The organism is Mycolicibacterium palauense, from assembly GCF_002592005.1.
GTDB lineage: Bacteria > Actinomycetota > Actinomycetes > Mycobacteriales > Mycobacteriaceae > Mycobacterium > Mycobacterium palauense.
Window position 1 is genome coordinate 41973 of record NZ_NVQF01000007.1, and the last position, 21327, is coordinate 63299.

The following is a 21327-nucleotide window of genomic DNA, read 5'->3' on the forward strand; positions in this document are numbered from 1 at the left end:
CTGCCGATCTTGGAACGTCATTCGGCCTCGCACAGCTGCATCATCGGGTGCTGCCCGCAGTAAGCCGGCTCGTCAATATGCCCAGAGATGGCGAGAATGCCGACACACACACCGACCAGCGCCACCAAGGCCACGAAGTAAGGCCACGCATTGCCCGTCACGCTGCCTGCTCGAACACTTCACCCCGGTCCTGGGCAAGCCTGAACCTCTCCGACGCGTTGAGCCCACCGCGCACACCGAAGCGCATGTCTCGCCACTGGCCGCGTTCTTCAGCCATGGCTGCCTCGAGGCACTGTGTACGGACATTGCACAACTACACACACGCGCGCTTCGCCGAGTTCCCTGCACTCCCGGCCGGCGGGTAGAACAACGCGGTGCCGATCTGTCGGCAGATCGGATCCTCATCCCACTTCATTCGTTGTCTACACCCCCCTCTTGCGTGCCGTGAATCATCTCCATCGCGCGGCGGAAGCGATCACCCGCGGCCATCGTCTCCCCGCTCGGCACGTCGTTCGAAAACCAGGAAAGCTGGTTGATCCGACCGTCCTTCGAGTCGTATCCGATGACCAGTAGCACGTCCTCCTTGCGATAAAAACACGTCACACCAAACCTGTGTTTGATGATGTGCGGCACAGACCAGCCGCGGTCCATCAGGGCTGCGTAGGCCATGTCCCGCTCGGTTGGTTTTCTGTAGCCCATCTCAGGTCCCCTTCACGTTGAGCACCTGGCGCAGCGTGGTGATCACGTCGACCAGGGGTTCCGCATCGGCCATCACCTGGTCGATGTCCTTGTAGCAGCTGGGGATTTCGTCCACCAGCTTCTCTGCGATGTCCGACCGCCACTCGATGCCCTGCATCTGGTCAGCGAGATCCTGTGCGGTGAAGAGCTTCTTGGCCTGGCTGCGCGAATGCCGTCGACCCGCCCCATGTGGTGCCGAGTACAGGCCAGGTGCGTACCCCTTGCCGCGCACCACGTACGACCGGCTGCCCATGGATCCGGGGATGACACCCGGCTTGCCCTCGGTCGCGTCGATAGCGCCCTTGCGAGTCAGCCACACGTACTTGTCACCGTGCAGCACGCGGGTCGTGTAGTTGTGGTGGCAGTTGATGCGCTCCAGCTCGACGCGCTGAGGCTGCACGCCCAGCCACCATGCGAACACCTGCACGAAGCGATCCATCATCTCGGCGCGGTTGAGATAGGCAAAACGCTGCGCCCACCCCAGATCCTTGATGTACCGGTTGAATCCGTGCGTATCCTCCATGAGCCACGCCAGATCTCGGTGGGGCAGCTTCTCCCCAATCTGGTCGCAGAACACCTGTGCGGCCTTGATGTGGCGCTGGGCGATCTTGTTGCCCACACCACGAGAACCGCTGTGCAGGAACAGCCACACATTGTCCTCGGCGTCCACGCACAGCTCGATGAAGTGGTTGCCGCCGCCGAGTGATCCAAGCTGCTCCATCCACTTCGGCGAATGCGACAGGTCCACATCCAGGTCTTGCTGGAGCTGGGTCAACTCCTCGTGACGCTTCCGCGTGAATGAGAACCTCGACAACGTCGAGTTGTAGTTGCCGGGGGAGAGCGGAATGGCCTCTTCGAGCTGTCGGCGCAACGACCCCAGGTCGCGACTCATCCCAGCACCGAACAGCCGGTCGCCCGTGAAGCGCGTCTTGACTGCGATCATCCCGCAGCCGATGTCCACACCCACCGCGGCCGGCATCACCGCACCAACCGTGGGGATCACCGTGCCCACCGCAGAGCCCTTACCCGAATGGGCATCAGGCATCAACGCAATGTGCGGGTAGACGAACGGCATCGAGGCGATCTCGTTGGCCTGTTCGATGGTGGCCTGATCGATCTCACTCGCGAATGAAACAACCTTCGAGTTCAGCAGTGTGTAGCTCACTTGCCCAGCACCTCCAGGGCCTTCTTCAGCTCCTTGCGCAGCTGCTTGATCTCCCCCACGGTGAGACGGGTGGCCGCCCACCTCGCGTGGTCGGTATCCATCTGCACCAGGATGTCCGCCTCCCGCGTGCCGATGGCGTCGATGTTGACCTCGCCGCCGCTCTTGGTCTTCATGCGGGTGGAAAACTTCTTGGTATTGATCACGATTCGAGCAGCTCCTTGATGATGTCGCCAATGAAGTGGTACGTCTTCGTGTGAATGGCCTTCTGGGATGTCTTAGCGCTCTGGTAGATCACGTCCACCTCGAAGTACACCGAGTCCGTGCCCTCTTCGCAGTAGCCGTTGAATGCAACATCGAAGATTGACCCGTAGCGCTCCCCAACCTCGGATAGAAGCCTGCACCCCAGGCGCTTCGACATCGCATCGAAGCAACCCGGGATGAGGCGTTCCTCCACCGCGGTCACAGAAGGCCCTGACGCTTCAGAAGAGCCCAGATGAGCATCCCGAGCCACCGCCAGAAAGTGGGGTTTCCCATTGCCATGTCGAGTACATTACGGGCCCACCTGTTTCACTCCTGAACGCAAAAAACCCCAGGTCAGAGACCTGGGGCTGTTGCAGTTCGTAGGGGACTCGAACCCCTACCTACAGATTGAGAATCTGGGATGCTGCCTTTACACCAACGAACCATTGCTGACGACCCACTGGCCGTCATCACGAACCTCCGTCTTAAGGTTCACCGGCCACATGTCGCGCTCAACTCGGGCCTTCAGAAGCGTCTCCTGGCCACACTGACGCTTCACCCATGTGCGGAACGTTGAGGTTTGCGCCATGCGCTTGAACGCCAACCGCTTGTTCTGCAACTGACTGCGCTCATCGCGAGCCTCACCAACGGCGCCGGAAGCCCTGTGAGTGACTCGGACACCGGTTTCCCGCTTGTTCTGATTCTGCCCACCCTTGCCGCCGGCACGAAATGTGTCGACCTGGCAGTCATCAAGGGTGACCGAGAATGCTAGTTCCATACTCACGTCCCGACGACGGGATTTGAACCCGTGTATCCACCTCGACAGGGTGGCGTCCTGGGCCGCTAGACGACACCGGGATTGTTGGACTTGACGCGTACCTCACGGGTCAACTTTCTGGGAATCAAACCCTGGAGCTGCTTGACCAAAACTCCCGCATTCCGAGCGGGATTCGAACCCGCACTCTCCTGAGTGAAAATCAGGTGGGATGACCAATTACCCTATCGGAACACAATGTGGAGTACCGGGGAATCGGACCCCGCCTCTGAGTTTGCAAAACTCGGAGTCTCACCAGACAGCACCCCGTTAAGCCGCCTTCCGGCGATGTGGACGACCGTGCCCCTTGTTGCGTGCTCCGTATGTTGGAGTCAACGCATGATGATTGGGGCACAGCACTCGCAGATTCGCCCGCGAGTTGTTGGTGTAGGTCTCTTGACGGACCTATTGTGCAAAAAAGAGCTGAGCCCCTACGACGATTCGAACGCCGCACGCCGATTTACAAGATCGGAGCTTTTCCTACTAAGCTATAAGGGCCTGGTAGCCGGTCAAGGAATCAAACCCTGCTTAGTTGGATGTAAGCCAACCTTCGTCTCAGACTAACCAGCCATGGAGCATCCGCACGGAATCGAACCGAAACTTTCAGGGTGGAAGCCTGACGTGCTAGACCGTTAAACACTACGGACGCATAGGTATTCAATTATGTTGCGCGACAGGAGGGAGTCGAACCCCCATCCGACCGCTTAGGAGGCGGCTGGCCGTCCAGTGCTGCCGCATCGGACCTTGCTAATGATCTCCAAGTCCTCATACTCGCGGGACTCTTCGTAATCCCACTCGCGCCGCCACAGACGATCCTCAGCGGCCCGCTGACGCAACGCCAACATGTCACCGCCACAACACCCTCGGCAACACGTCCTACGTCGCAGCATGGATGACACAGCTACCTCCAAGTGGTAGGGACACCGGGTACTGACCCCAGGATGCCGTCTTATCAGAACGGAGTGATAACCATTTCACTATGTCCCAGTAGGCCCAGAAGGAATTGAACCCTCGTCCCCGGATTAAGAGTCCGGTGCTATTCCCAACTTCAGCTATAGGCCCATATCCGGCAGTAACGGGGCCGGGGCCGAGTAGTCTTCAGCCACCCGATGGCCTACTACTACCTCTTTCGTCGTCGCGCCGGGTCAGGGCGGTCGGGATTTGCGTACTCGACGCGAGAGTCGAACTCGCAAGCACCTGAGTTTGAATCAGGCGGCTTTGCCGGTTTGCCTAGTCGAGCATTACGCCGCAGCTTTCCACGGCTTGTTTGTGTCGCACTGAGAATGACAGTTGGGACAGAGAAACCTCAGGTTCTCGGCGCGGTTATCGAGAGGGTTGCCGTCTATATGATCAATCTCCAGAACGATTGGAAGCCCCATCCATGAATCATCCAACCCGCATAGCTCACACACCGCTGGACGACCGATCTCGCTCAGTGCGCGGCGAAGGCGTTTGACATCTTCACGGTTACTACCCTCAGGGCGAACCACAAGGATCTCAGTGGCCGCCTTTCGGCGGTTTGACGTCCCTCGACCGGCAGTCGTGTTTCGAAAGTGGCTTGTATCCAACCCCATGCGTACCACACGATTACGCATATGGAAGTGGCTACCGCCCGCCACCTTGATACCTAGTCTGCGGAGCACGTCTGACATCGACGTGCAACTAGCGACCGCATCCGCCACCTGGGCGTCGGTATATGTTCTTTGTCTCCCCATTGCGTACCGAGGGCGGGGGTCGAACCCGCATACACCTGATTCTAAGTCAGGCGGCTCGCCAGATGGCCTACCTCGGCATATCGGGGAAGCCCCCGTAGTTCGGGATCCCCCCTGTGACCTATTGGAACCGGGAGTCGGATCTGCACCGACGTAGGTCGGCTTTGCAGGCCGCCGCTTAACTACTCAGCCATCCCGGCTTGTTCCCACCCCGGCCAATCATGGATGGTGGGAATGCGGCCCTGAGATCCATTCAGAGCCACGTTCACCTGCAGGGCGTAGGAAAGCCATGGACGAAGGTCATCCACGTCCTCTCCGTTGCCCTCAGCCTCATCTCTGGCAGCCTGCAGGATCTCTGCTATCTGCTGTCGACGGGCCACGACGGCCGGATGGCTGTTGAACCATTCGATCGCCGGCTGGAGAAACTTGGGATCTTCCTTCAGCAAGCCAGCCATCGTTTCCCCTAAGTGGTCAGACCGGACGGGCACGATCCGTCCCCTGCACAGTCACAGTGTGCAATGCTTCCGCTACACCACGGCCTTGTGCGCCCCTGAAAGGATTCGAACCTCCACAGGCATGGCTTCGTAGGCCATCGCTCTTCCGTTGAGCTACAGAGGCAGTTGAGCTTTAACCATCTGCTTTATTAGATTGCAGTTAGCGCAAAGGGTTTGATACCCTTCCGGCCAACCGCGATTCCTTAGCTGCTGGCCGCTCCTGGCTAGCAGGAGCAAGCAAGCACAACGCTCGATGCAACCAAGTAGCAGCCGCTAAGAGCCCGCCATCCGGGTCGTCCACCGCATAACACGGCAGATCACCAAACTTCTCACGGTACATCTCGATAGCAGTGGCATGCCCGCCCTCATAAGACCAACCGATGAACGCGCACGCACGCTCAGCCTCAGCCGTAGAAGGCAAGGGCCCCCAGAAGTCAGGCACGGCGCTGCCACCCATCCATTTCCATCTGACTGCGATGCGAACGGTGGTCGTCATCGTCATAACCAACCGAAACGCAAATCAGGTACCAACCCGGCTTAACCCAAAGCTCAAGGTTCTCGCCGTGAACATTTAACCCACTATCCTCGGCGACATACAGCAGGGCGTCAATCGACCGCTTAACAGCGTCGGGCGTCATAGCGCTATGACAGGCGTGATAAAAGAAATGCTTCTCAGGCACACTCGGCATGAAACAACTCCCCCGCATACTCGGCGACCATCTTCTTTGATTCCATCTGGTTGCGCAGCTGGGATTCGAACCCAGAGCCTCGGCTTATGAGACCGAGATGTTCCCCTTACACTACCGCGCAATATCCGGATTGGTTCGCCTCTCACCGGCATCGAGGAGTGGTTTCCACTTCATACGTCGGAACGCTTGGATTCGAACCAAGGGCCTCCCGGGTTTCAACCGGGCGCTCTCACCTCACTGAGCTACGATCCGAGGAGTCCCACCCATTCATGCCAGCCCCTCTGGCAACCTGTATTCACTCTTAGTGGCCACCAGGCGGGTGGGGGTAAGCGGAGGGCTGTGGGCACGATCCACACGGGTTGTCTACCGCGCACCCCTTAGCAGGGGGCCCCAGCTCCCTGGCTGGTTAGCTCTCCAAAGTTCCCGGTCGCTCTGCCAGTTGAGACGTATACCCCTGACGCACCAACAGTCCTTCGCGCGAACTAGGTGTTGGCTCCCACCGTGCACGGCAGGCGACGAGGGCAGGTGGATTCGAACCACCAACCACCAGTTGCGAAGAGCGGAGGTCTTGATCCCCAAGCAGCATCACCTGCTACCCGGTATTCGACACCGGTCGGGGCACTCGCCCCTGCTTCACTCTCCAGATGCCGGTCGAGTTGCTTTTACCCTGCGCCTCCCCGGCTTGTGGCGCAGCATGTGTGGAGTCACCGAGGCTTGAACTCGGCTCTGCTGGACTGCGAATCCGGCGTTTTACCTTGTTAAACTACAACCCCATTGTGCGGTTTCGGGTGTCGCGATTCACCCTACCGAGAGGTCCGCTATCTCGGATCCGTGGTTGGATAACACAGCCAGCGGCATCGGACTGCGACCCCGTAAATTAACGTCACCAGGGATCAGGGCGGGTAGTTATCCGATCTACCAACGGCTAGTTCGGTCCGGCCCAGTTTTAACCCGCTCGGGCCGGGGGTGGGAAGCAGTTTGAATTGATGCTCAACAATCGCTGGAAACCCTGGATTCGAACCAAGAATGACGGGTTCAGATCCCGTAGTGTTGCCGGTTACACCAGTCTCCAATGCTGGAAAGGCATTTCGGTCGGCCCACCTCTCCACTGGCCGGTGGGCAGTCGATTCGGGGTCGAGCCCCTCCCTCGTCTGTGTTCCCCACTAGGACTGGCCTTGCGAGCAGGGGCCCTCATGTTGGTGTCGCAAGCCACGAACGGGTGCCCCGTCAGTCCCAAGATTGGAGACGCTTAGTTCAGTAGGCCCAGCGTCACTGCCTACACGATCCCAGGCTGGGGACGGTCCTACTTTCCCTCACCGTGCCCACGGGTGGGAGTGGTACCTCTCGTGTGTTGTCTCGCCGTGAGGAGTCGAACCTCCACACCCGAAGGAAGGGCTTTACAGGCCCCGTTGCTCACCTATGCGCGACGAGATTGGAGGTGCGGCCTACAGACAAATACCGCACTACCACGCCATTTCACCGGATTATCGTTTCCCGGCTTGTCCCCCAGATCCCTCCAGGAGGCGCGTACGCCTGGTCCTTGTGAACCACTGTTCATGTCGAAAGCTACTCTGCGGCGTTCCCTTCGCCGTTGGGATGGCCGTCCCATGGCTGCAGTACTGACCTACAAACAGGATCCGCCTTGCGGGCTCGTCCTGCCCCGATTCTGCTCCACAGTCGGGGATTAAGGCGCTTTAACTCTTCGACAGGGAAAGTCTTTTGCTTGGATAACATCACAGGAATTGAACCTGCGACCTTCTGTTCTCAATACAGATGCTCTACCAATTGAGCTAGATGTTGTGACCGGAGACGTGCTTCCCCATGAAGGTCCGTAACCTTTTGAGCTACAGAATGCTTCACGCCTCTCGCGCTTCAGGCTGGCGACCTGTTTCGCGCTCTCCCTCAACCGCATGCGAGCCGTCGCCCGTCGCGAGATCGGTCATGGAACCCGCCTTCGCCTGCCAGGGCTCTGACTCAGTTCCTTCCGCACCCACACCAGCCTTAGTCGATAACACTTTCGGGCCTACGTTAGGTCATGGTGTCCTCAGCACGTTGCCGTTGGACCATGTGTACCTCGGTGGCGCACCGCCCCTTCGAGGACGGTGTCGGGTTGTGGATTGCATGGATTGCCCTCACGGGTGGCGAGCTGTCACACTCACCTTTCAGTGCCTTACGGCACCTTATCGGCCATGCCCGAAATCTTGATGGGGCCTGGATTCTAACCAGGATCTCCAGGGAATGCCACGTCCGGACGTGGGGCCTGGGCTCTACCGGGGATCAAGCCGGCTGATCTTGAGCTACACCCTCGCTGGTCCGCCAGGATTCGAACCTGGAACTTCCTGGTTAACAGCCAAGCGTGTTGCCGGTTACACCACGAACCAATGATTGCCGCCAAACCAGGTGGGGGGAGCTTTTGACCGCACGATGGCGGGGTGGCTGTTATGTCACCCGGTTTGGTAAGTCTTTCCCACCAGTGTGACGACAGGTGGGCGTGCCGGTCCTAAACGGACACACTCAGTTGACACTTTTTCATTGCGTCGGGAAGCACAGACTCGAACTGCGTACGCCCGCATCCGAAGCGGCCATGTTTACCTTTACACCACATCCCGATTGGAAGCATGGCGGATGGAGTGGGCTCTGTACCATCTCTTACCTATGGCCATTCCCGACCATGCTTCACGAGTGGAGCTGGCGGGAGTCGAACCCGCGTCTTACGTTCTTCGTACTCAGTCTTCTACGTGCGTAGTCCAGACAGGTGTAATCCCAGCCAGCTACTGGACATACGGCTGCGGATTTGCTTCGGATTTACCCCCGAGTGGGCTGCAATTTTAGCCTACGGGTGCGCGGGCGCTACGGTCTGCCAACCATTCCTGCGGTCCCCGTATTAGCGACGCTGGATTGGTAGACGGAACGGGTAAACCGCTCTACCCCAACGGACTTCAGCTAGGCTGCGACGAGAAACTCAGCCTCGATGTCCTCAACGGAGAAATCGAGCTCAGCTTCCCAGGCAGCGAAGTCAGCATCAGTATCGACTGCGCTTAATTTGTTTTGCACTGTTACGGGCGTTGCATCCCGGCACGCTTCCCTGGACTCTGTTCGCAATCGAAACCAGAACAGCCCCATGAAACTTACTTGATATCCACTATTTAGTTCTCAAAGTACTGAGCAGGGTCGGAGGGATTCGAACCCCCATAAGCGGCTTTGGAGACCACGGTCCTGCCGTTGGACGACAACCCTAAAGCCAGGTATTCGACCACCAGCCCTGGCGCTGGCTGAACAGGGCACCACCCCTTGGTCTGGGCGGCCCGGTCGAGCGGCTTGGAATTTGTTCGAGCCCGGGCCTTCTGCAACCGCTTCGTGGTTACGGAAGGTAAGATTACAGGCACAAAATCGGGGTGAAACAGGAGAACAAAAAGGGCCCCTAGCCAGCTCATTCGCCGACCGGGGCCCTCCTGTGGGCTTGGGTTACTGCTTGGTCGGGAACTTGCGACGCGGACGGCTCGCTGGGGCCTGGCCGGTCACCATCAGATTGAGATCCTCGTTGGTAAACGGATCATGAGGTCCAGCACCGACGATCGGCTGAACGGACGCAGCCTGAATGGTGGCAGCCTCCGAGCTGCCGGCCACCACTGGCTTCTTCACGGCCGGCTCGACAGCCTCAACGGCTGGAGCCTCTTCGGCCTTCTTCGTGGCAGCAGTTGCCATGTGTCATTACCTCACAGTGAAATATGTTGCAAGCTCTCTGCGTTTAGTATAGCACGGAGTTTGCTGGATCAGTCCCGCCAGCGTCGCGACGTGACGTGAGCTGCCTTTTTCTGGGATCCCGCACCGAGACGCTGGTTGCAGACGAGATGCATCGGTTCCAGATTCTCCACGCTGTACTGCAGAGGGTCATCCCAGGCGAGATCCTTCACCGGGATGATGTGATTCACGGTGGGGGACATTGGATCTGGATACTTGAGGGATAGGTCGATCAGCTGGCCGCACGCAGGATACTTTCCGTTTCCGCGGAAAGCGCAGATCTGATTCGTACGCAATACGCGATTCTTGGCCTGCTGGAATCGAACCCCCGCACGGCCACGTGGACGCGGCCCGTTTTTCGAATGGGTTGGCATAGAGGGTTCCTCCCTCTATTTTACCCCAAATCCCAGATGACGAAGTTGTCGCTGAACTGGTGGGTGCCATCCTCGGCGAGCCCGAACACCCTGGTAGCCGTGCCATCTGGGTACTGAAGAAGGCTGTTATACCGCTTGTGGTAGTGGCCGTGAATCAATATCCTTGGCCGTACCCCGTCGCAGATCTTCCGCAACACTGCACGGTGCGCGTTCGATGCGATGATCTCAGACCGGGGCCAGCCGCTGGTAATCGAGTCGACATCAGGGTCCGCTGCGATTCCGGGGATGTCGACACCGAGGGGGCAGTCGTGCGACACAACCACGTGGACCGGGCCGGCCGAGATTGCACGATCCACCTCGGCCTCGGTGATGTGCTCCTCATCCCACCACGACACTCCAGGCTTGCGCAGCTGCCGGTCAATGGAGTGGGCCCCACCCATTGCCATCCACATGTAGCCACCCAGCTCCCAGCGATAACCGCGGGGAAGGTGCTTGATCCTCGGGTAGGCGGGATCCGACCAAGGTTCACCGCCGGAGGCAGCGACCCGCTCAACGATCTCCGGGTGGTACTCGTGGTTGCCGTCGACCCACCACAGCTCCATATCGTGACGGGACAGAGCAGAGTTCAGGGTGGACAGGTAGGCTTCTCGCGGCAACCCTGGGCCCCACCATCCGAAATCGCCGGCGTGAATGATCAGCTCAACACCTCGGTAGGCGAGTGACTCGACTATGTTGGACGCCCACGTCGAGTTTCCGTGCCAGTCGCCCACGACGGCAACCTTGTTGGTCATAGAACCATGTACCCTTCGATTCGTGAGAGGCGGATGACGGATATATCCCTACTCACGCCGCCAGCTCCGGATAGAACGTCCTCATGAACCCAGCAGATGACTTGTCGAGATCCTCCCAGTCGGTGAGGTTCCGCTCATAGACCGACTGGGCATCGTTCGCCTCGAAACCGGGGCGCTTCACCTGATGAATCCACTCCAGGTTCGAAGCCGCAGTGTTGGTGACATCCCCATCCTTGAAGCGGATCGTGGAGGCTTGCCGGCCGAACGGCGGCTCACCATGGAATGCCAGAGCCACCAGGAATGCCACGCGCTGCGCACGCGGAACAGCGGGCTTCCCAACCCGTGGGATCTGCACGTTCACATACATGTGCGCAATGTTCGTGTTGTGCTTCCGCAGATACGGCTTCAGGATCTGCTCAGAGAACCTGCGGATGTACGGATTCTCGGAGTGTGGGCTGTGAACGACGAGCTCATAGGGCAGCCGGCGAACCTCGCCATGCCTGGACGCTTCGAAACGGTGAGGGATGCCGGGAATCTTCCGCCATTCCGTCAGTTCCACGAAGCTACCTCGGCGGCGAACGCCGGGTTGCACAGCACCGCGGGGGAGCGCACATTGCGGAGATGGGCGACGATGTCTGCGCCGCTCATACCGCCCTGCATGTAGAGGGCCCTGGCTGTCACCAGGGACGACCGATTCAGTCCAGCCTGGCAATGCACCAGAACAGGCCCATCCTTGCGGCACACGTTGATCCAGGTGGCAATGGCGTCGATCTGCTCGAACCCCTGGTAGACGGAGTCGTACATTTCGACATAGAGCTCTGAGCTGATCTCCCGCGCCATCTCGTAGCGCTCCCACGGGTACACCGACACAACGTGATCGATGTCCTCAGGGAGCATCAGCCCGTCAGCGCATCCGCCCTGCCAGAGGTTGTCGCCGATGTAGGAGATGTACGGCACATCGAACGGCGTCAGGCCATGCGTCGCAACACCGGAGATGCGCTGAACGCGCGGGTCGTACTCGATATCGATTGCTGTTGGGTCAGCCATCTACCGACCTTCCTCTTCCCAGTAGGCTTCCATTACCTTCGTCACGACCTTGAACCAGTCGGGGCGGCCGTTCAGCTCTCCGTCTATCGCATCGAAGTAACTGTCTTCGGTTGCACTGGCTTCGATCTCGTCATCGAGATACTGGCGGTCAAGCTCGGCGATGAGTACATCCTCGAGCTGCTTGATGAGGACCGTGTCCTCGGCGCGGATCGGCATCAGGACTCCGTTGTGTGTCGAGCGATGGCGGCGTTGGCCCAGAACATCGCCTCTTCGAGCTTGGTTATTGCCAGAGACTTCTCACGGCCCGGTGGGACAATCCGGTCCAGTTCCAATGCGGTTATGTACAGCTCCGATCGCACACTTTCGTGGGCAACGCGCCTGTCTCGCGTCTCAGCAGCGTGAAACTTGAACCGGTGCTTGAGGTCGCTCGCCGTTGCTGGCGTTGTGTAACTCATCCGCACCCCTCCTAGACGACTTCAGACGACTGGACCGACTTGGTGAACTGACCCCACTTGCCGCAGTCGTTGCAGTGGATCCTCTGGTAGAGGCGTGTGGCAGTCGGGCGGGTGCCCTTCAGGCGGTAGTTGCCGCTACCGCAGTTCGGGCACACCGGCATGCTTCCCTCGGGCTTGAAGAGATTCAGGTTGATGCCCTTCACCCATGGGAGCATGAGGTGGTACAGCTCCTCGGTGAGCTCCACGTCGCGACGGTTGTACTTCTCCATCGCCTTGCGGGCCCGAGTGACCACTCCACGCTTCTCGGAGCGCAGGTCAGACCACATCCCGGGTGGAGTCTTGTCCTTGCCGTCCAAGCCGAGAGTGTCTGCGATGAACGCCATCCGGTTGTAGAGGAACTGAAACTCGCGCTTCAGATTCACCATCAGGTCGATGTCGACATGACTCGCGGGTGGGAGGATCCCGTATTCGAGGAAGTGCGACCTGAGGTGCTTGATGTCGAACTTCGCCGAGTTCCAGCCGATCACATAGTCGGCTTCATCGAGGACGGCGTGCGCCTTGCGGATCATTCCCTCATGGGTGTCATCCCATTCGGACGCGAAGTGAATGGCGTCGTCTCCCAGCCACTTCCACGCCAGGCAGATGGTCCTCGGTGGTTCGCGGAACTGCTCGGGCCTGATGAACTTCGGGGAGAAGTCCCACACTTCAGCCAACCCGGCCTGGCGCTCAATGTCGAGCGTGACGATCCGTGCACTCAATGCGGTCTCCTAATGTATTGGGACACAGTCTAGTTAGGCCGGATGAGTCCGTGAAACAGGTCCGGGAAGCGCCCTTCTTCTGGGCTCCCCTTCGAGCGAGCGGATGGCCGCGAGTCATACTCAGGCTTGTTGACCATGAACCACGCCAGAGCGAAGCAATGCCACGCAGCGGAGACAACATGCTTCGAACCGGTCTCCGGATCGATGTCCTCGCCGGCCCAGAACGCGTTCAGGTGACGCTGCACGGCTGCATAGGAGTACTTCCAGTCGTACCCGCGCCGCCAGTTGTCATCCTCATACTTCTCGGCACCCCTGCCGTAGTGCTCGGCGAGCTCCCACAGTACGGTGGGCGGGATGAGGTCGAAACGTGCCAGCTTCGAACCCTTCTCGCCGCCCGACTCGCTGACGGTGCGAACCTCGCCAGGAACGGAAGTTGGTGGCGTAACAGGATGCTGCCCCTCAGTCACGCAACCGTCTTCCACACCGTGACGGTCTCCGTGGCTGGGTACACCTCGTCGGTTGGGCCCTCGTAGTAGCCGCCGTCGAACGACGCATACCAGCCGTCGCGCCGAAAGTAGCGGGTCTCGCCCTTCTCGCCGAGAATCTTCACGACGGCCCAATACTGGTCCCCCTGGCCCTCGCCGCCGAACTGCTCCGAGAGCTCAGCAATTCCGATATCTGGGATGTCGACACACTTCTTGCCCCATTCCAGCTCCTCAAGGAAGTCGTCCCACCCATCACAGCAGCCGTACCGGTCGGGGATGTCATTGTCGTCCCACGAGCCCGACGCGATCGAGGCATCCAGATCTTCGACTGTGTAACTCATAGCTTCTCCCAAACGGTGATGGTCTTCTGTACCGGCTTGACTTCCACGGTTGGCCCATCGAAGGACGAGCCGACGAACGAGGCATACCAGCCGTGGCGCTTGAAGATTCGCGTGCCGTCAGCGTTCTCGACGGAGAACACGAACCAGCGCTCCTCACCGGAACCCTCGCCGCCACCCTTCGATTCGAGTACCTTCGCAGTGCCGATCCCAGGTACCCCTACTCCGGTGGACATGTACTCGAACTCATGCCACGACCCACCCCATGGGGCTTCGTCGTTCTCGATGGCCTCATCGAGCTCCGCGATGGTGTAACTCACACTGCCTCCCAAATAGTTCGCTGGACCTTGGCCGGCTTGACTTCCTTCGGCCCCCCGTAAAACAGGCTGTAACCCGCGTACGACGAGTAGTAGCCAGGCCACTTCCAGAACGTCCTGGAGCCGTCGAAACCTTCGACACGGAACACCAGGTATGTGTCACCCTCGTCCCAGTAGTCGCGGTTCTCTTCCTGCTCCTGCTCGAAGAACGCCCACCCGATACCGTCGATGCGGACGGACTCCTGTCCGAGAAGGGCCTCATAGAACGGGTGGCTGGCGCACCGATCCCGGTCACTGTCAGGCTTCGGGAACTGTTCGAACACCGCCTCTTTCAGCGACTCCACGGTGTATGACTTCATCAGATCGCCTCCCAGATGCGCGTCCTCATCTCAATTCCCCTGACCTCTTCGAGGTGCCCATGTCCGACCCCGCCGAACGAGTGACTCTTGGAGGTGACCTTGAAGAACCGCTCTTCCGAGTAGTCCCGGATACTGAACACAAACCACGACTGGTCGAAGTCCTGGTCAGCTTCGATCAGGACTGCGTCACCTACGCCGGGGATCCAGACACCACGGCCTCCCGCCTCCTCTAGGCGGTAAAAGAAAGCATCCCAGCCGTGGTCGCCAGTCCAGCGCAGCGTCACGAACTTCTCGATGATGCTCAGTGGGTAGGGGTTCACAGCTCCTCCAGGTAACTCTTGTGCAGTTGGTGGTGGCGCACGTAGTCCATGTCCGGTTTCACGAACTCGCCGAAGTTCGAGACGATGAACTTCGCGCTCTCGCCCTTCGTCAGTGACGTGATAGTTCGACGCAACGCCCACTGATATGCGGCGCCAGGGGAGTGCTGGTAGTTGCGCGGGATGATGATCCGCTCAAGGGCCGTCACGTAGATCTCCTCACGGAACAGGCGCACCTGCTGGTCGTGAGGGAGGGCCCACACCTTGCCCATATCCATCTGGACGGTCTTCCCGTCCTTCAGGCAGTCGTCGTAGATCGGCTTTCCTGGGGTGTAGGCGACCGACCGGTGAATCGAGTCGTGGTCGTAGATGCGCGTCACAGCGTCCGCGAAGAACTCGTCAGCCTCCATGGTCAGGTCGACGCGCTTCTTGCCGTGGCGGTCCTCCCAGATGGCGTACAGGGTGTCGTGCCAGTCGGGCAGAAGCTTGGCGCCACCCTTCTGTAGGGTGAGGAGGTCGGCCATGTGCTTCTGCCATGAGCCGTTCCTAAGCTCCCAGTAGGCGTGAGAGTGTTTGATCGTGTACAGCTCATCCGGTGTGGCGAGACGCTGCTCCCCGCGACCCATGACGTTGTACAGCCTGTCGTCCCAGAACAGGTCGCCGGGAAGCTCACCAGTGAAAGCTGTGATGACTTGCGGGTCTTCATTGGTGAAGGCATCGAAGTCCTTCGGGTCGCGCCAGTTCGGGAACCACGAGCGGGCCGCTGTCGATCCAATGACTAGCGTGGTCACTGGTGCTTCTTCCGGAGGCGTGCGACGCGGCGACGAATCCGAGACCGGCGGATCTGGGGGACTCCGCGCATCACTCCGCGGATCTGCTCGCGGTTGGGTACGCGCTCCCAACGTTCCGGGGCGTCCTCGTCATTCTCGGGAACCATCTGCGCGTGAGCGTGGTCGTCGTGGCCGGCGTAGCCACTTGTCTCGTCAAACTCATCGAGTGCGGCCTGGTCGTTGATCTCGTTGTAGCGCTGTTCGTCGTAGTAGGGGTTCACAGCGTTCACAGCGTGCCTCCGATGAGCATCCATGCTTCCTTCAGCATGTGGAAGACACGCGGAGCGATGCGATCAGTCAGTTCGCTCCACTCTTCGTCTGTGTACTCGTTGGCCTGGTCTGGTGGTAGTACGTAGGTCCCCAGTATGTCTGCGATATCGTCTACGTCGCAGACAGTTTCCTGGAGATGCCAGAAGACGCACTCCTTGACCATTTCATCCTCGGTCACTGCTCACCACATCCGTTCCGCTTGTCGAATCGCTTCCAGTGGATCCATCCCTGTGGGCAGTGGAATCCCCACGAGCGGATCTTCGGGCCGGTGAAAATCAATGTCCAGGCCGGCTTGTCGCGGCGCACGAAGCCGTCGACCCAGGTCTTCCAGACGCCCGGAACCTTGGCCTCCACTATCTTGGTGTCCAACTCAACGCGGTGCGCGGTATCAGCTCTGCGGATTGCGAACGACCCGGGCCGCCGCCACCTCATCCAGCCGTCCTCACGGTGCTCCCAGTACCCACCCCTGAGGACTAGTGACGCGAACCACCACGGGTGGTCATGTAGAGCTCTGTCTTCATCGGATGACAGGAAGTGATGAAGGTAGATGTTGAAGAACTTGTTCCGTGGAATGATGTGCCAGCGGCGAAGGTAAGCGCCCCCACTGCTATTCATCAGGACGACATTCGGAGCCTTCACAGTCCCCTCACCTTCTTCTCAACTTCCCAGGCGATGTCGAGTGCGTGGTCGAGGACCAACACTGCGGTGGAGAAGACGGCAGCTGTGGGTGCCCACTGCAGCACTGGCTTGCAGAGCTGAACACCGTGAAACCTCTCGATCGGAGGCATGATGATGTCCGCCACTTTGTCCGTAATCACTTGATCGCCTGCATGATTCGTCGGGCGATCCACGGAATGGAGATGACCTGCGTCGGCATGCCGCCGCGTTCGCATTCCTCGTTTTGCTTGGACCAGTGGGTAACGATCGTCTCTACGTCGCGGAGCTTGGCCTCAGCCTTGTCTGCGCGCGCAGTCTCAAGGCTCACCTTCTGAGTGAGGTACCTGACTTGACCATCGAGAGACACGTAACCGCCCCAGTAGAACTCATCCATCGGAAAGTGAGTCTACGGAGCGGTTTTGAGTGTGAAACAGGTGAAAAAGTAGAACCCCCCTCGGCGGCGCGTGGACGGCGTCAAGAACATCGAGGGGGGTGCCACCCCGGAGCTAACTCAACAGGGGGCCATCTCTAGTATACCAGGACACTAAGATGGCCTAACTAGTTAGACTCCGAGAGTTGAAAACAGTTCGCGCAGAACGACATTGAACCACGTCGCCTTGCGGTCCATCTGTGGGGCAAGCTCATCCGCCTTCAACGACGGATTACGCAGCACAAGGTTGACAACCTTCATGCACTCGCCGTGGTCGTGGGAGCCCAAGTAGCTCCCCAGGTCGAGTTCAAACCCCGGCTTCGACATCAGCAGGTCGCGGGCCTCGCGGGCACGACGCAGACGGTCCTGGTACTTCTTGTTGATCGCAGGGTTCGGGTGGAGCTGGCTAGTGTCCTCAATCCCGCTGGACGACACAAAACCCTTGATCTGCAACCACACCGGTCGCTGGGCCAGACGTTCCGCCTCGGTCATTCCGCCCCACACGCCGTACTGCTCATCGTTCGACAGGGCGAACTCGGCGCAGTCCTGCTTCACCGGACAGATCTCACAGATCTGCTTCGCCTCGGCCTCGGAGCGAGACACCATGACATCAGCGAGCGTCGGGTCAATCCCCTCCTCGAGGAGGTCGTCCCGGGAATCGAAGTGCGTGTCTTCGGGCTCACACAACCCGCGTGAACGCCAATCCATGTCCTGTGCGTTGATTCCAAGCGTGGCAGTCACCACAATCTCCTTGCTCCCTTTAGGTGACCGGAGTGACCGGCACCTTCTTAATCAATGCAACCAACTCGGCAACCGTCATCGACACCCACTGCTTCATGGGGTCTGTGGTTCCCTTGCGCTTGTGGATGAAAATCCCCGCCAGCGCCCCGGCGTTCACGGCCTGCTTCTTCGCGTCTCCTGTTCCATCCGGCAGGTCCAATCGGGCAACATCCTTAGTCTGAATAACTAAATCGTGGCCGTCGATTCGGACGTTGACGATGTCGCCCTTATCCTTCGCCCCCCAGCGTGGCGCGCGCTGAATGTTTGGATCCCCCAGCGCTTCGCGCAGCCCCTTGGCAATCAAGGATTCGAACGCCGAGCCCGCCTGACGTGCGGACTTTGGCTTCCGAGCCATAGTTCCAGCTACCTTCCGATACAGGCGTACCGTGCTGTCTACGTAGCCTCTGGCCTGACGCTGTCAACATCACGGAGGTTACGTTAGCAGTGGGGTACGACAAACTTACGTAGGGGTTAGCGCGAGTCATATAACGGTTATGTCACAGGATGAGATCCGGCCGGCAAGCCTCCTCGAATGGCAGCGAGTCGATGAGATCCTGCCGCACCTGACTAACCTCACGCTCACGATCAGCGCGACGGCCCTTGGCCGCGGGCGTAGGCAGCCAGACACCAGCCACCCACACCGAATGCTCCTTGTTGTCGACACAGTTCGCCTTGATGCACTCCGGGCGAACAGGGCACATGCCGCAGACCCTGTCAATGACCTCGCGATCAGCTACCGGCTTCGGCACCTCATCTGGCCAGCGTATTTCGTCATCACGCGTGGGCGGGAGCGTATGGTCAACAGAACCGTCACATGACGCATGTTGCACATACTCATCCCTCGTGCGCCACATCTTCATGCGCCCACCGCGTAAAACCCGGGATCGAATCGAGCCTGGTCGAACCGCTCAATCAACCTCAACGTTCCCTCGGTACCAGTACGGTTCTTAACCACCGTCAGGTTCATCATCGGGATCTTCGACTCCTCGCCGTTCTCGTCGGCCGGCCGCGACAGGACCCACGCAACGTCGGCCGTCTGCTCAAGTCCGCCAGACTCACGAAAGTCTGACTTCACCGGTAGTCGCGGCTTACCGCGGGGATCCTCCAGATTCCGGTTGAGCTGGGCCGCCATCACCACCACACAGTCCAGCTTGCGGGCGATATTGCGGGCCGCCTGTGCAATATGCGCGACCTGCTGCTCGCGGTTGTCGCCCTTCGACATCTGCAAGTACTGGGCGTAGTCGATGAACACGCAGTCAAGGCCCTTGCGCTGCTTATGAATCCGACACGCCTGTGCGATCTCCTCGATCGTGTAATCCGGGGTGTCGTCCACCTCGAAACTCATCCCAGCCGACGCACCAACCCACTGGGAGATCTTCTGCATTGTGTCCGGGGACATCTTGCGCGAAGTGAGCTCACGGTAGGGGACATGAGCACCGCAGGCCAGCACGCGGCCCATGAGATCTTCCTTGGACAGCTCAAGGGAGAAGACAAGCGTATTCTGGTGCATGAGAGCGCAATACAACCCGATCTGGGCGCCCATGATTGTCTTTCCGCAACCCGGGCGAGCACCAATCAGGTAGAGACGCTGGCGCTGCAGGCCACCGTTCAGCTTCTGGTTGAGATGCGGCCATGGCGTCTCCAAAGACGGGCGGTCATCATCCTGGTGTTCAGTCCAGTTGACGAACAGGTCATGGAACGACATCGAAGTCGCTTCCTGCTCTTCATCAACGTCATCGAGGAACGTGCGGATATCTTCCAGCGCGGCGGGGACCTCATCCGCGTCCGACGTGATCGCCAGCATGCGGCGTCCAAGATCCTGGGCCTTACGGAGCTTCCACTGATCCTTAATGATGTCCGCGTAGTACGAAACCCCAGCAGATACCGGGGCCTCTTCCATGCACTGATGCAGGTACGGTGCGCCACCAGCCCGTCGAAGCTCATTGTTCTTCCGCAGCTTCGCGAAAACGGTAGCGGCGTCGATATCTTCGCCGTCCAGGTACATGACCTGGATCGTCTCGAAGAGCAGCTGATTCGCGGGAAGGTAGAAGTGCTTCCCCTGGATACCCTTTAGGTCGCCGAAGACTCCGGAATTGTGGAGGATTGCACCGATGACACCGCGTTCTGCTCGGGGGTCGTGGGCTGGCTGGTCTGACACTCCGGGAACTTGCTCCTAACAACCTCGGTGATCCACAGGCGCGCCTGCTCCTTGAACCAGATCGACAGCGCCTCCTCGACGGTCACACCGGGCGTGAAGTTCTCGAAGATCTCATCAGGCGGATACACCTTCGGCATCGAGATCTGGAAACGATCTTCGACTGCCTTCACATTCGCGGTAGACCACTGCTGGCGCAACCACTTCAGCTGCGCCTCTGACTCGTCGGCGAACAGATCGGTGTCGTCGTAACGCCCCTGCTGAAGCCAACGATGTGGTGCTGGGACGTAGGTGAGATCTTCCCCGACCTCAGTCGAGTAACGCTTGGCCGCCTTGACGATGTGATGCAGGTCCGCGCCCTGTTCGGCGAGCTGCGAGAACACACGCTCAGCTTCAGTCGGCGCGACATGCTTCGGGTACGCCGCCCAGAACGCGTCGAAAGCCTTGCGATGCTTCCTACGTGCCTGGGCCGGCGTCAGCCTCTCGATCACCAGTCAGGGGTGTCGTTCGATCCCCACGGATCCGCGGCCTGAGTGGACCCGGAAGACTGGCCACGGTCGATGCGGGCCGTTGCGAAGCGCAGGCTCGGGCCGATCTCGTACAGCTCGACCTCAAGCACGGTGCGGTTCTGACCGTCCTTCTCGTAGCTGCGCTGCTTCAGGACTCCGGTGCCGATGACCTTCGACCCCTTCGTGAGTGTCTCCGCGACATGCTCAGCGTAGTCACCCCAGATGCTGCACCGCAGGAACGTGGCGTCGCCGTCCTCCCACTGGCCGGTCTGCTGATTCTTGCGGCGAGAGTTGTTGGCGATGTTCATCGAAGCGACCGCCTTGCCGCCCTGCGTGAACCGCAACTCAGGGTCAGCGGTCAGCGTCCCATCCTTGATCGTTACCTCAGGCAGGCTCAATGTTCATCCCCTTCGACGTGCCAGTCTTCAAGCTCGTAGTTCGCTAGTCGTTGGTCAGTGTAGGAGGGCTCATCTGGCGTGAAACAGGTAGAAAAACGCCGGTACAACAGCACCGGGACAGTCGCGGGATCCTCCCACGACTTCAGCGCGAATCCCTCTTCGCGGGCGAGCCTGGGGTGCGACTCAATCCACCCATGACAGCCCGTCGTACCTGATCCACAGACGGCCGTGATGTTTGTGAGCGACCAAGGTCCGCCATGGCTGCGCTTAACACGGTGGTGCATAGTAGTAGGGCCGTATCGACCGCAGCGTTCACAACGGCCACCTGATCGCTGCGCGACAAGCCGTCGAGCTTCCCGCTCATCCCTTCTCACGCCGCCTGCTGTTCAGTTCCTCGCAGTGGTGTGCTCGCATGCGCTTGAGGACAGTTCCAAACTTCTCCGTCCGACCGGAGAACACCAGCT

At 59.5% G+C, this 21327-nt stretch carries 33 protein-coding genes, 18 tRNA genes, 1 other RNA gene and 1 pseudogene; all 53 read right to left on the reverse strand.

The genetic code is table 11. The features are described from left to right. Positions 1-17 precede the first annotated feature (17 nt). Complete coding sequence (locus tag CSR00_RS30565) at positions 18-161, reverse strand: hypothetical protein (RefSeq protein ID WP_176561906.1); 144 nt, start codon at positions 159-161, stop codon at positions 18-20. A 250-nt stretch (positions 162-411) separates the two neighbouring features. Next, the gene (locus CSR00_RS04535; protein ID WP_218014418.1) at positions 412-669 is read right to left on the reverse strand and encodes a hypothetical protein; all 258 of its coding nucleotides are present in this window, start codon (positions 667-669) and stop codon (positions 412-414) included. 31 nt (positions 670-700) lie between these two features. Continuing rightward, the gene (locus CSR00_RS04540; protein ID WP_099021211.1) at positions 701-1903 is read right to left on the reverse strand and encodes an RtcB family protein; all 1203 of its coding nucleotides are present in this window, start codon (positions 1901-1903) and stop codon (positions 701-703) included. Next, positions 1900-2106, reverse strand: a complete 207-nt coding sequence (locus tag CSR00_RS04545; protein ID WP_099021212.1) for a hypothetical protein — start codon at positions 2104-2106, stop codon at positions 1900-1902. The genes CSR00_RS04540 and CSR00_RS04545 overlap by 4 nt, the downstream gene beginning before the upstream one ends. Beyond that, on the reverse strand, positions 2103-2366 hold the full coding sequence (locus tag CSR00_RS04550) for a hypothetical protein (protein WP_099021213.1): 264 nt from the start codon (positions 2364-2366) through the stop codon (positions 2103-2105). The genes CSR00_RS04545 and CSR00_RS04550 overlap by 4 nt, the downstream gene beginning before the upstream one ends. A gap of 151 nt (positions 2367-2517) precedes the next feature. Further along, positions 2518-2588 (reverse strand) — tRNA-Glu (locus CSR00_RS04555). Positions 2589-2728: 140 nt separating this feature from the next. After that, a pseudogene (locus CSR00_RS31735) lies at positions 2729-2885 on the reverse strand (peptide chain release factor family protein); the annotation flags it as partial. A gap of 43 nt (positions 2886-2928) precedes the next feature. Further along, positions 2929-3001, reverse strand: a tRNA-Asp gene (locus CSR00_RS04565). A 77-nt stretch (positions 3002-3078) separates the two neighbouring features. After that, positions 3079-3152, reverse strand: a tRNA-Glu gene (locus tag CSR00_RS04570). Between the two features lie 231 nt (positions 3153-3383). Then, positions 3384-3455, reverse strand: a tRNA-Thr gene (locus CSR00_RS04575). Positions 3456-3528: 73 nt separating this feature from the next. Next, positions 3529-3606: transfer RNA gene (locus CSR00_RS04580), tRNA-Gly, on the reverse strand. A 20-nt stretch (positions 3607-3626) separates the two neighbouring features. Next, a tRNA-OTHER gene (locus CSR00_RS30570) sits at positions 3627-3693 on the reverse strand. A 252-nt stretch (positions 3694-3945) separates the two neighbouring features. Then, a tRNA-Lys gene (locus CSR00_RS04585) sits at positions 3946-4019 on the reverse strand. A 104-nt stretch (positions 4020-4123) separates the two neighbouring features. Then, positions 4124-4197 (reverse strand) — tRNA-Leu (locus CSR00_RS04590). A gap of 1 nt (position 4198) precedes the next feature. Continuing rightward, on the reverse strand, positions 4199-4672 hold the full coding sequence (locus CSR00_RS31530) for an HNH endonuclease signature motif containing protein (protein ID WP_099021215.1): 474 nt from the start codon (positions 4670-4672) through the stop codon (positions 4199-4201). A 4-nt stretch (positions 4673-4676) separates the two neighbouring features. Next, positions 4677-4749 (reverse strand) — tRNA-Leu (locus CSR00_RS04600). 45 nt (positions 4750-4794) lie between these two features. Beyond that, positions 4795-4869, reverse strand: a tRNA-Cys gene (locus tag CSR00_RS04605). After that, positions 4852-5124: a hypothetical protein gene (locus tag CSR00_RS30005; protein WP_141564268.1), complete on the reverse strand. Its 273-nt coding sequence runs from the start codon at positions 5122-5124 to the stop codon at positions 4852-4854. Before CSR00_RS30005 ends, CSR00_RS04605 begins: the two co-directional genes overlap by 18 nt. Before the next feature lie 90 nt (positions 5125-5214). Continuing rightward, positions 5215-5287 (reverse strand) — tRNA-Arg (locus tag CSR00_RS04615). A gap of 310 nt (positions 5288-5597) precedes the next feature. Beyond that, positions 5598-5843, reverse strand: coding sequence for a hypothetical protein (locus tag CSR00_RS30010; protein ID WP_141564269.1), 246 nt, complete (start codon positions 5841-5843; stop codon positions 5598-5600). Positions 5844-5899: 56 nt separating this feature from the next. Next, positions 5900-5973: transfer RNA gene (locus CSR00_RS04620), tRNA-Met, on the reverse strand. Positions 5974-6029: 56 nt separating this feature from the next. Continuing rightward, positions 6030-6104 (reverse strand) — tRNA-Phe (locus tag CSR00_RS04625). 447 nt (positions 6105-6551) lie between these two features. Then, positions 6552-6625 (reverse strand) — tRNA-Ala (locus CSR00_RS04630). Between the two features lie 951 nt (positions 6626-7576). Then, positions 7577-7652: transfer RNA gene (locus CSR00_RS04635), tRNA-Ser, on the reverse strand. Positions 7653-8160: 508 nt separating this feature from the next. Next, positions 8161-8233 (reverse strand) — tRNA-Asn (locus CSR00_RS04640). A 156-nt stretch (positions 8234-8389) separates the two neighbouring features. Beyond that, positions 8390-8461, reverse strand: a tRNA-Pro gene (locus CSR00_RS04645). Between the two features lie 71 nt (positions 8462-8532). Next, positions 8533-8973: a transfer-messenger RNA gene (gene ssrA / locus CSR00_RS04650) on the reverse strand. A gap of 45 nt (positions 8974-9018) precedes the next feature. Continuing rightward, a tRNA-Trp gene (locus CSR00_RS04655) sits at positions 9019-9089 on the reverse strand. Positions 9090-9317: 228 nt separating this feature from the next. Continuing rightward, on the reverse strand, positions 9318-9557 hold the full coding sequence (locus CSR00_RS30015) for a hypothetical protein (protein WP_141564270.1): 240 nt from the start codon (positions 9555-9557) through the stop codon (positions 9318-9320). 68 nt (positions 9558-9625) lie between these two features. Further along, positions 9626-9967, reverse strand: a complete 342-nt coding sequence (locus tag CSR00_RS31740; protein ID WP_099021217.1) for an HNH endonuclease — start codon at positions 9965-9967, stop codon at positions 9626-9628. A gap of 20 nt (positions 9968-9987) precedes the next feature. Then, positions 9988-10758, reverse strand: a complete 771-nt coding sequence (locus CSR00_RS04665; protein WP_099021218.1) for a metallophosphoesterase family protein — start codon at positions 10756-10758, stop codon at positions 9988-9990. 52 nt (positions 10759-10810) lie between these two features. After that, complete coding sequence (locus CSR00_RS04670) at positions 10811-11317, reverse strand: hypothetical protein (RefSeq protein ID WP_099021219.1); 507 nt, start codon at positions 11315-11317, stop codon at positions 10811-10813. After that, the gene (locus tag CSR00_RS04675; protein WP_099021220.1) at positions 11308-11805 is read right to left on the reverse strand and encodes a protein-tyrosine phosphatase family protein; all 498 of its coding nucleotides are present in this window, start codon (positions 11803-11805) and stop codon (positions 11308-11310) included. Before CSR00_RS04675 ends, CSR00_RS04670 begins: the two co-directional genes overlap by 10 nt. Continuing rightward, the gene (locus CSR00_RS04680) at positions 11806-12021 is read right to left on the reverse strand and encodes a hypothetical protein (RefSeq protein WP_099021221.1); all 216 of its coding nucleotides are present in this window, start codon (positions 12019-12021) and stop codon (positions 11806-11808) included. Beyond that, complete coding sequence (locus tag CSR00_RS31895; RefSeq protein ID WP_099021299.1) at positions 12021-12260, reverse strand: Acb2/Tad1 domain-containing protein; 240 nt, start codon at positions 12258-12260, stop codon at positions 12021-12023. The genes CSR00_RS04680 and CSR00_RS31895 overlap by 1 nt, the downstream gene beginning before the upstream one ends. Before the next feature lie 11 nt (positions 12261-12271). Next, positions 12272-13018: a ribonuclease H-like domain-containing protein gene (locus CSR00_RS04690; RefSeq protein ID WP_141564271.1), complete on the reverse strand. Its 747-nt coding sequence runs from the start codon at positions 13016-13018 to the stop codon at positions 12272-12274. Between the two features lie 29 nt (positions 13019-13047). Continuing rightward, on the reverse strand, positions 13048-13485 hold the full coding sequence (locus CSR00_RS04695) for a dATP/dGTP diphosphohydrolase domain-containing protein (RefSeq protein WP_099021223.1): 438 nt from the start codon (positions 13483-13485) through the stop codon (positions 13048-13050). Further along, positions 13482-13844 carry a hypothetical protein gene (locus CSR00_RS04700; protein WP_099021224.1) on the reverse strand — a complete coding sequence of 121 codons (363 nt, stop codon included), beginning with the start codon at positions 13842-13844 and terminating at the stop codon, positions 13482-13484. Before CSR00_RS04700 ends, CSR00_RS04695 begins: the two co-directional genes overlap by 4 nt. Next, entirely contained in the window at positions 13841-14161 is a 321-nt protein-coding gene (locus CSR00_RS04705; protein ID WP_099021225.1) for a hypothetical protein, read from the reverse strand. Before CSR00_RS04705 ends, CSR00_RS04700 begins: the two co-directional genes overlap by 4 nt. After that, on the reverse strand, positions 14158-14517 hold the full coding sequence (locus tag CSR00_RS04710) for a hypothetical protein (RefSeq protein WP_099021226.1): 360 nt from the start codon (positions 14515-14517) through the stop codon (positions 14158-14160). Before CSR00_RS04710 ends, CSR00_RS04705 begins: the two co-directional genes overlap by 4 nt. Then, positions 14517-14837, reverse strand: coding sequence for a hypothetical protein (locus CSR00_RS04715; protein WP_099021227.1), 321 nt, complete (start codon positions 14835-14837; stop codon positions 14517-14519). Before CSR00_RS04715 ends, CSR00_RS04710 begins: the two co-directional genes overlap by 1 nt. Beyond that, positions 14834-15625, reverse strand: a complete 792-nt coding sequence (locus CSR00_RS04720) for a DUF7275 domain-containing protein (RefSeq protein WP_099021228.1) — start codon at positions 15623-15625, stop codon at positions 14834-14836. The genes CSR00_RS04715 and CSR00_RS04720 overlap by 4 nt, the downstream gene beginning before the upstream one ends. Beyond that, positions 15622-15894 (reverse strand): hypothetical protein, encoded by a 273-nt coding sequence (locus CSR00_RS04725; protein ID WP_099021229.1) that lies wholly within the window; start codon positions 15892-15894, stop codon positions 15622-15624. Before CSR00_RS04725 ends, CSR00_RS04720 begins: the two co-directional genes overlap by 4 nt. Further along, entirely contained in the window at positions 15891-16112 is a 222-nt protein-coding gene (locus tag CSR00_RS04730; protein ID WP_099021230.1) for a hypothetical protein, read from the reverse strand. Before CSR00_RS04730 ends, CSR00_RS04725 begins: the two co-directional genes overlap by 4 nt. Next, the gene (locus CSR00_RS30020) at positions 16109-16573 is read right to left on the reverse strand and encodes a hypothetical protein (RefSeq protein ID WP_141564272.1); all 465 of its coding nucleotides are present in this window, start codon (positions 16571-16573) and stop codon (positions 16109-16111) included. The genes CSR00_RS04730 and CSR00_RS30020 overlap by 4 nt, the downstream gene beginning before the upstream one ends. A 175-nt stretch (positions 16574-16748) precedes the next feature. Next, the gene (locus CSR00_RS04745; protein WP_099021233.1) at positions 16749-16985 is read right to left on the reverse strand and encodes a hypothetical protein; all 237 of its coding nucleotides are present in this window, start codon (positions 16983-16985) and stop codon (positions 16749-16751) included. Between the two features lie 168 nt (positions 16986-17153). Further along, entirely contained in the window at positions 17154-17762 is a 609-nt protein-coding gene (locus CSR00_RS04750) for a WhiB family transcriptional regulator (RefSeq protein ID WP_141564273.1), read from the reverse strand. A gap of 19 nt (positions 17763-17781) precedes the next feature. Further along, positions 17782-18156: a hypothetical protein gene (locus CSR00_RS04755; protein ID WP_099021234.1), complete on the reverse strand. Its 375-nt coding sequence runs from the start codon at positions 18154-18156 to the stop codon at positions 17782-17784. Between the two features lie 142 nt (positions 18157-18298). After that, positions 18299-18661 carry a hypothetical protein gene (locus CSR00_RS04760; RefSeq protein WP_099021235.1) on the reverse strand — a complete coding sequence of 121 codons (363 nt, stop codon included), beginning with the start codon at positions 18659-18661 and terminating at the stop codon, positions 18299-18301. Continuing rightward, positions 18658-19959 carry a replicative DNA helicase gene (locus CSR00_RS04765; protein WP_099021236.1) on the reverse strand — a complete coding sequence of 434 codons (1302 nt, stop codon included), beginning with the start codon at positions 19957-19959 and terminating at the stop codon, positions 18658-18660. Before CSR00_RS04765 ends, CSR00_RS04760 begins: the two co-directional genes overlap by 4 nt. Next, a complete protein-coding gene (locus CSR00_RS04770) occupies positions 19872-20447 on the reverse strand; it encodes an LvrA C-terminal domain-related protein (protein WP_218014419.1) in 576 nt (191 codons plus the stop codon). Before CSR00_RS04770 ends, CSR00_RS04765 begins: the two co-directional genes overlap by 88 nt. After that, on the reverse strand, positions 20444-20863 hold the full coding sequence (gene ssb, locus CSR00_RS04775; RefSeq protein WP_099021237.1) for a single-stranded DNA-binding protein: 420 nt from the start codon (positions 20861-20863) through the stop codon (positions 20444-20446). Before ssb ends, CSR00_RS04770 begins: the two co-directional genes overlap by 4 nt. After that, a complete protein-coding gene (locus CSR00_RS31745; RefSeq protein ID WP_407662394.1) occupies positions 20860-21237 on the reverse strand; it encodes an HNH endonuclease in 378 nt (125 codons plus the stop codon). Before CSR00_RS31745 ends, ssb begins: the two co-directional genes overlap by 4 nt. Between the last annotated feature and the right edge of the window lie 90 nt (positions 21238-21327).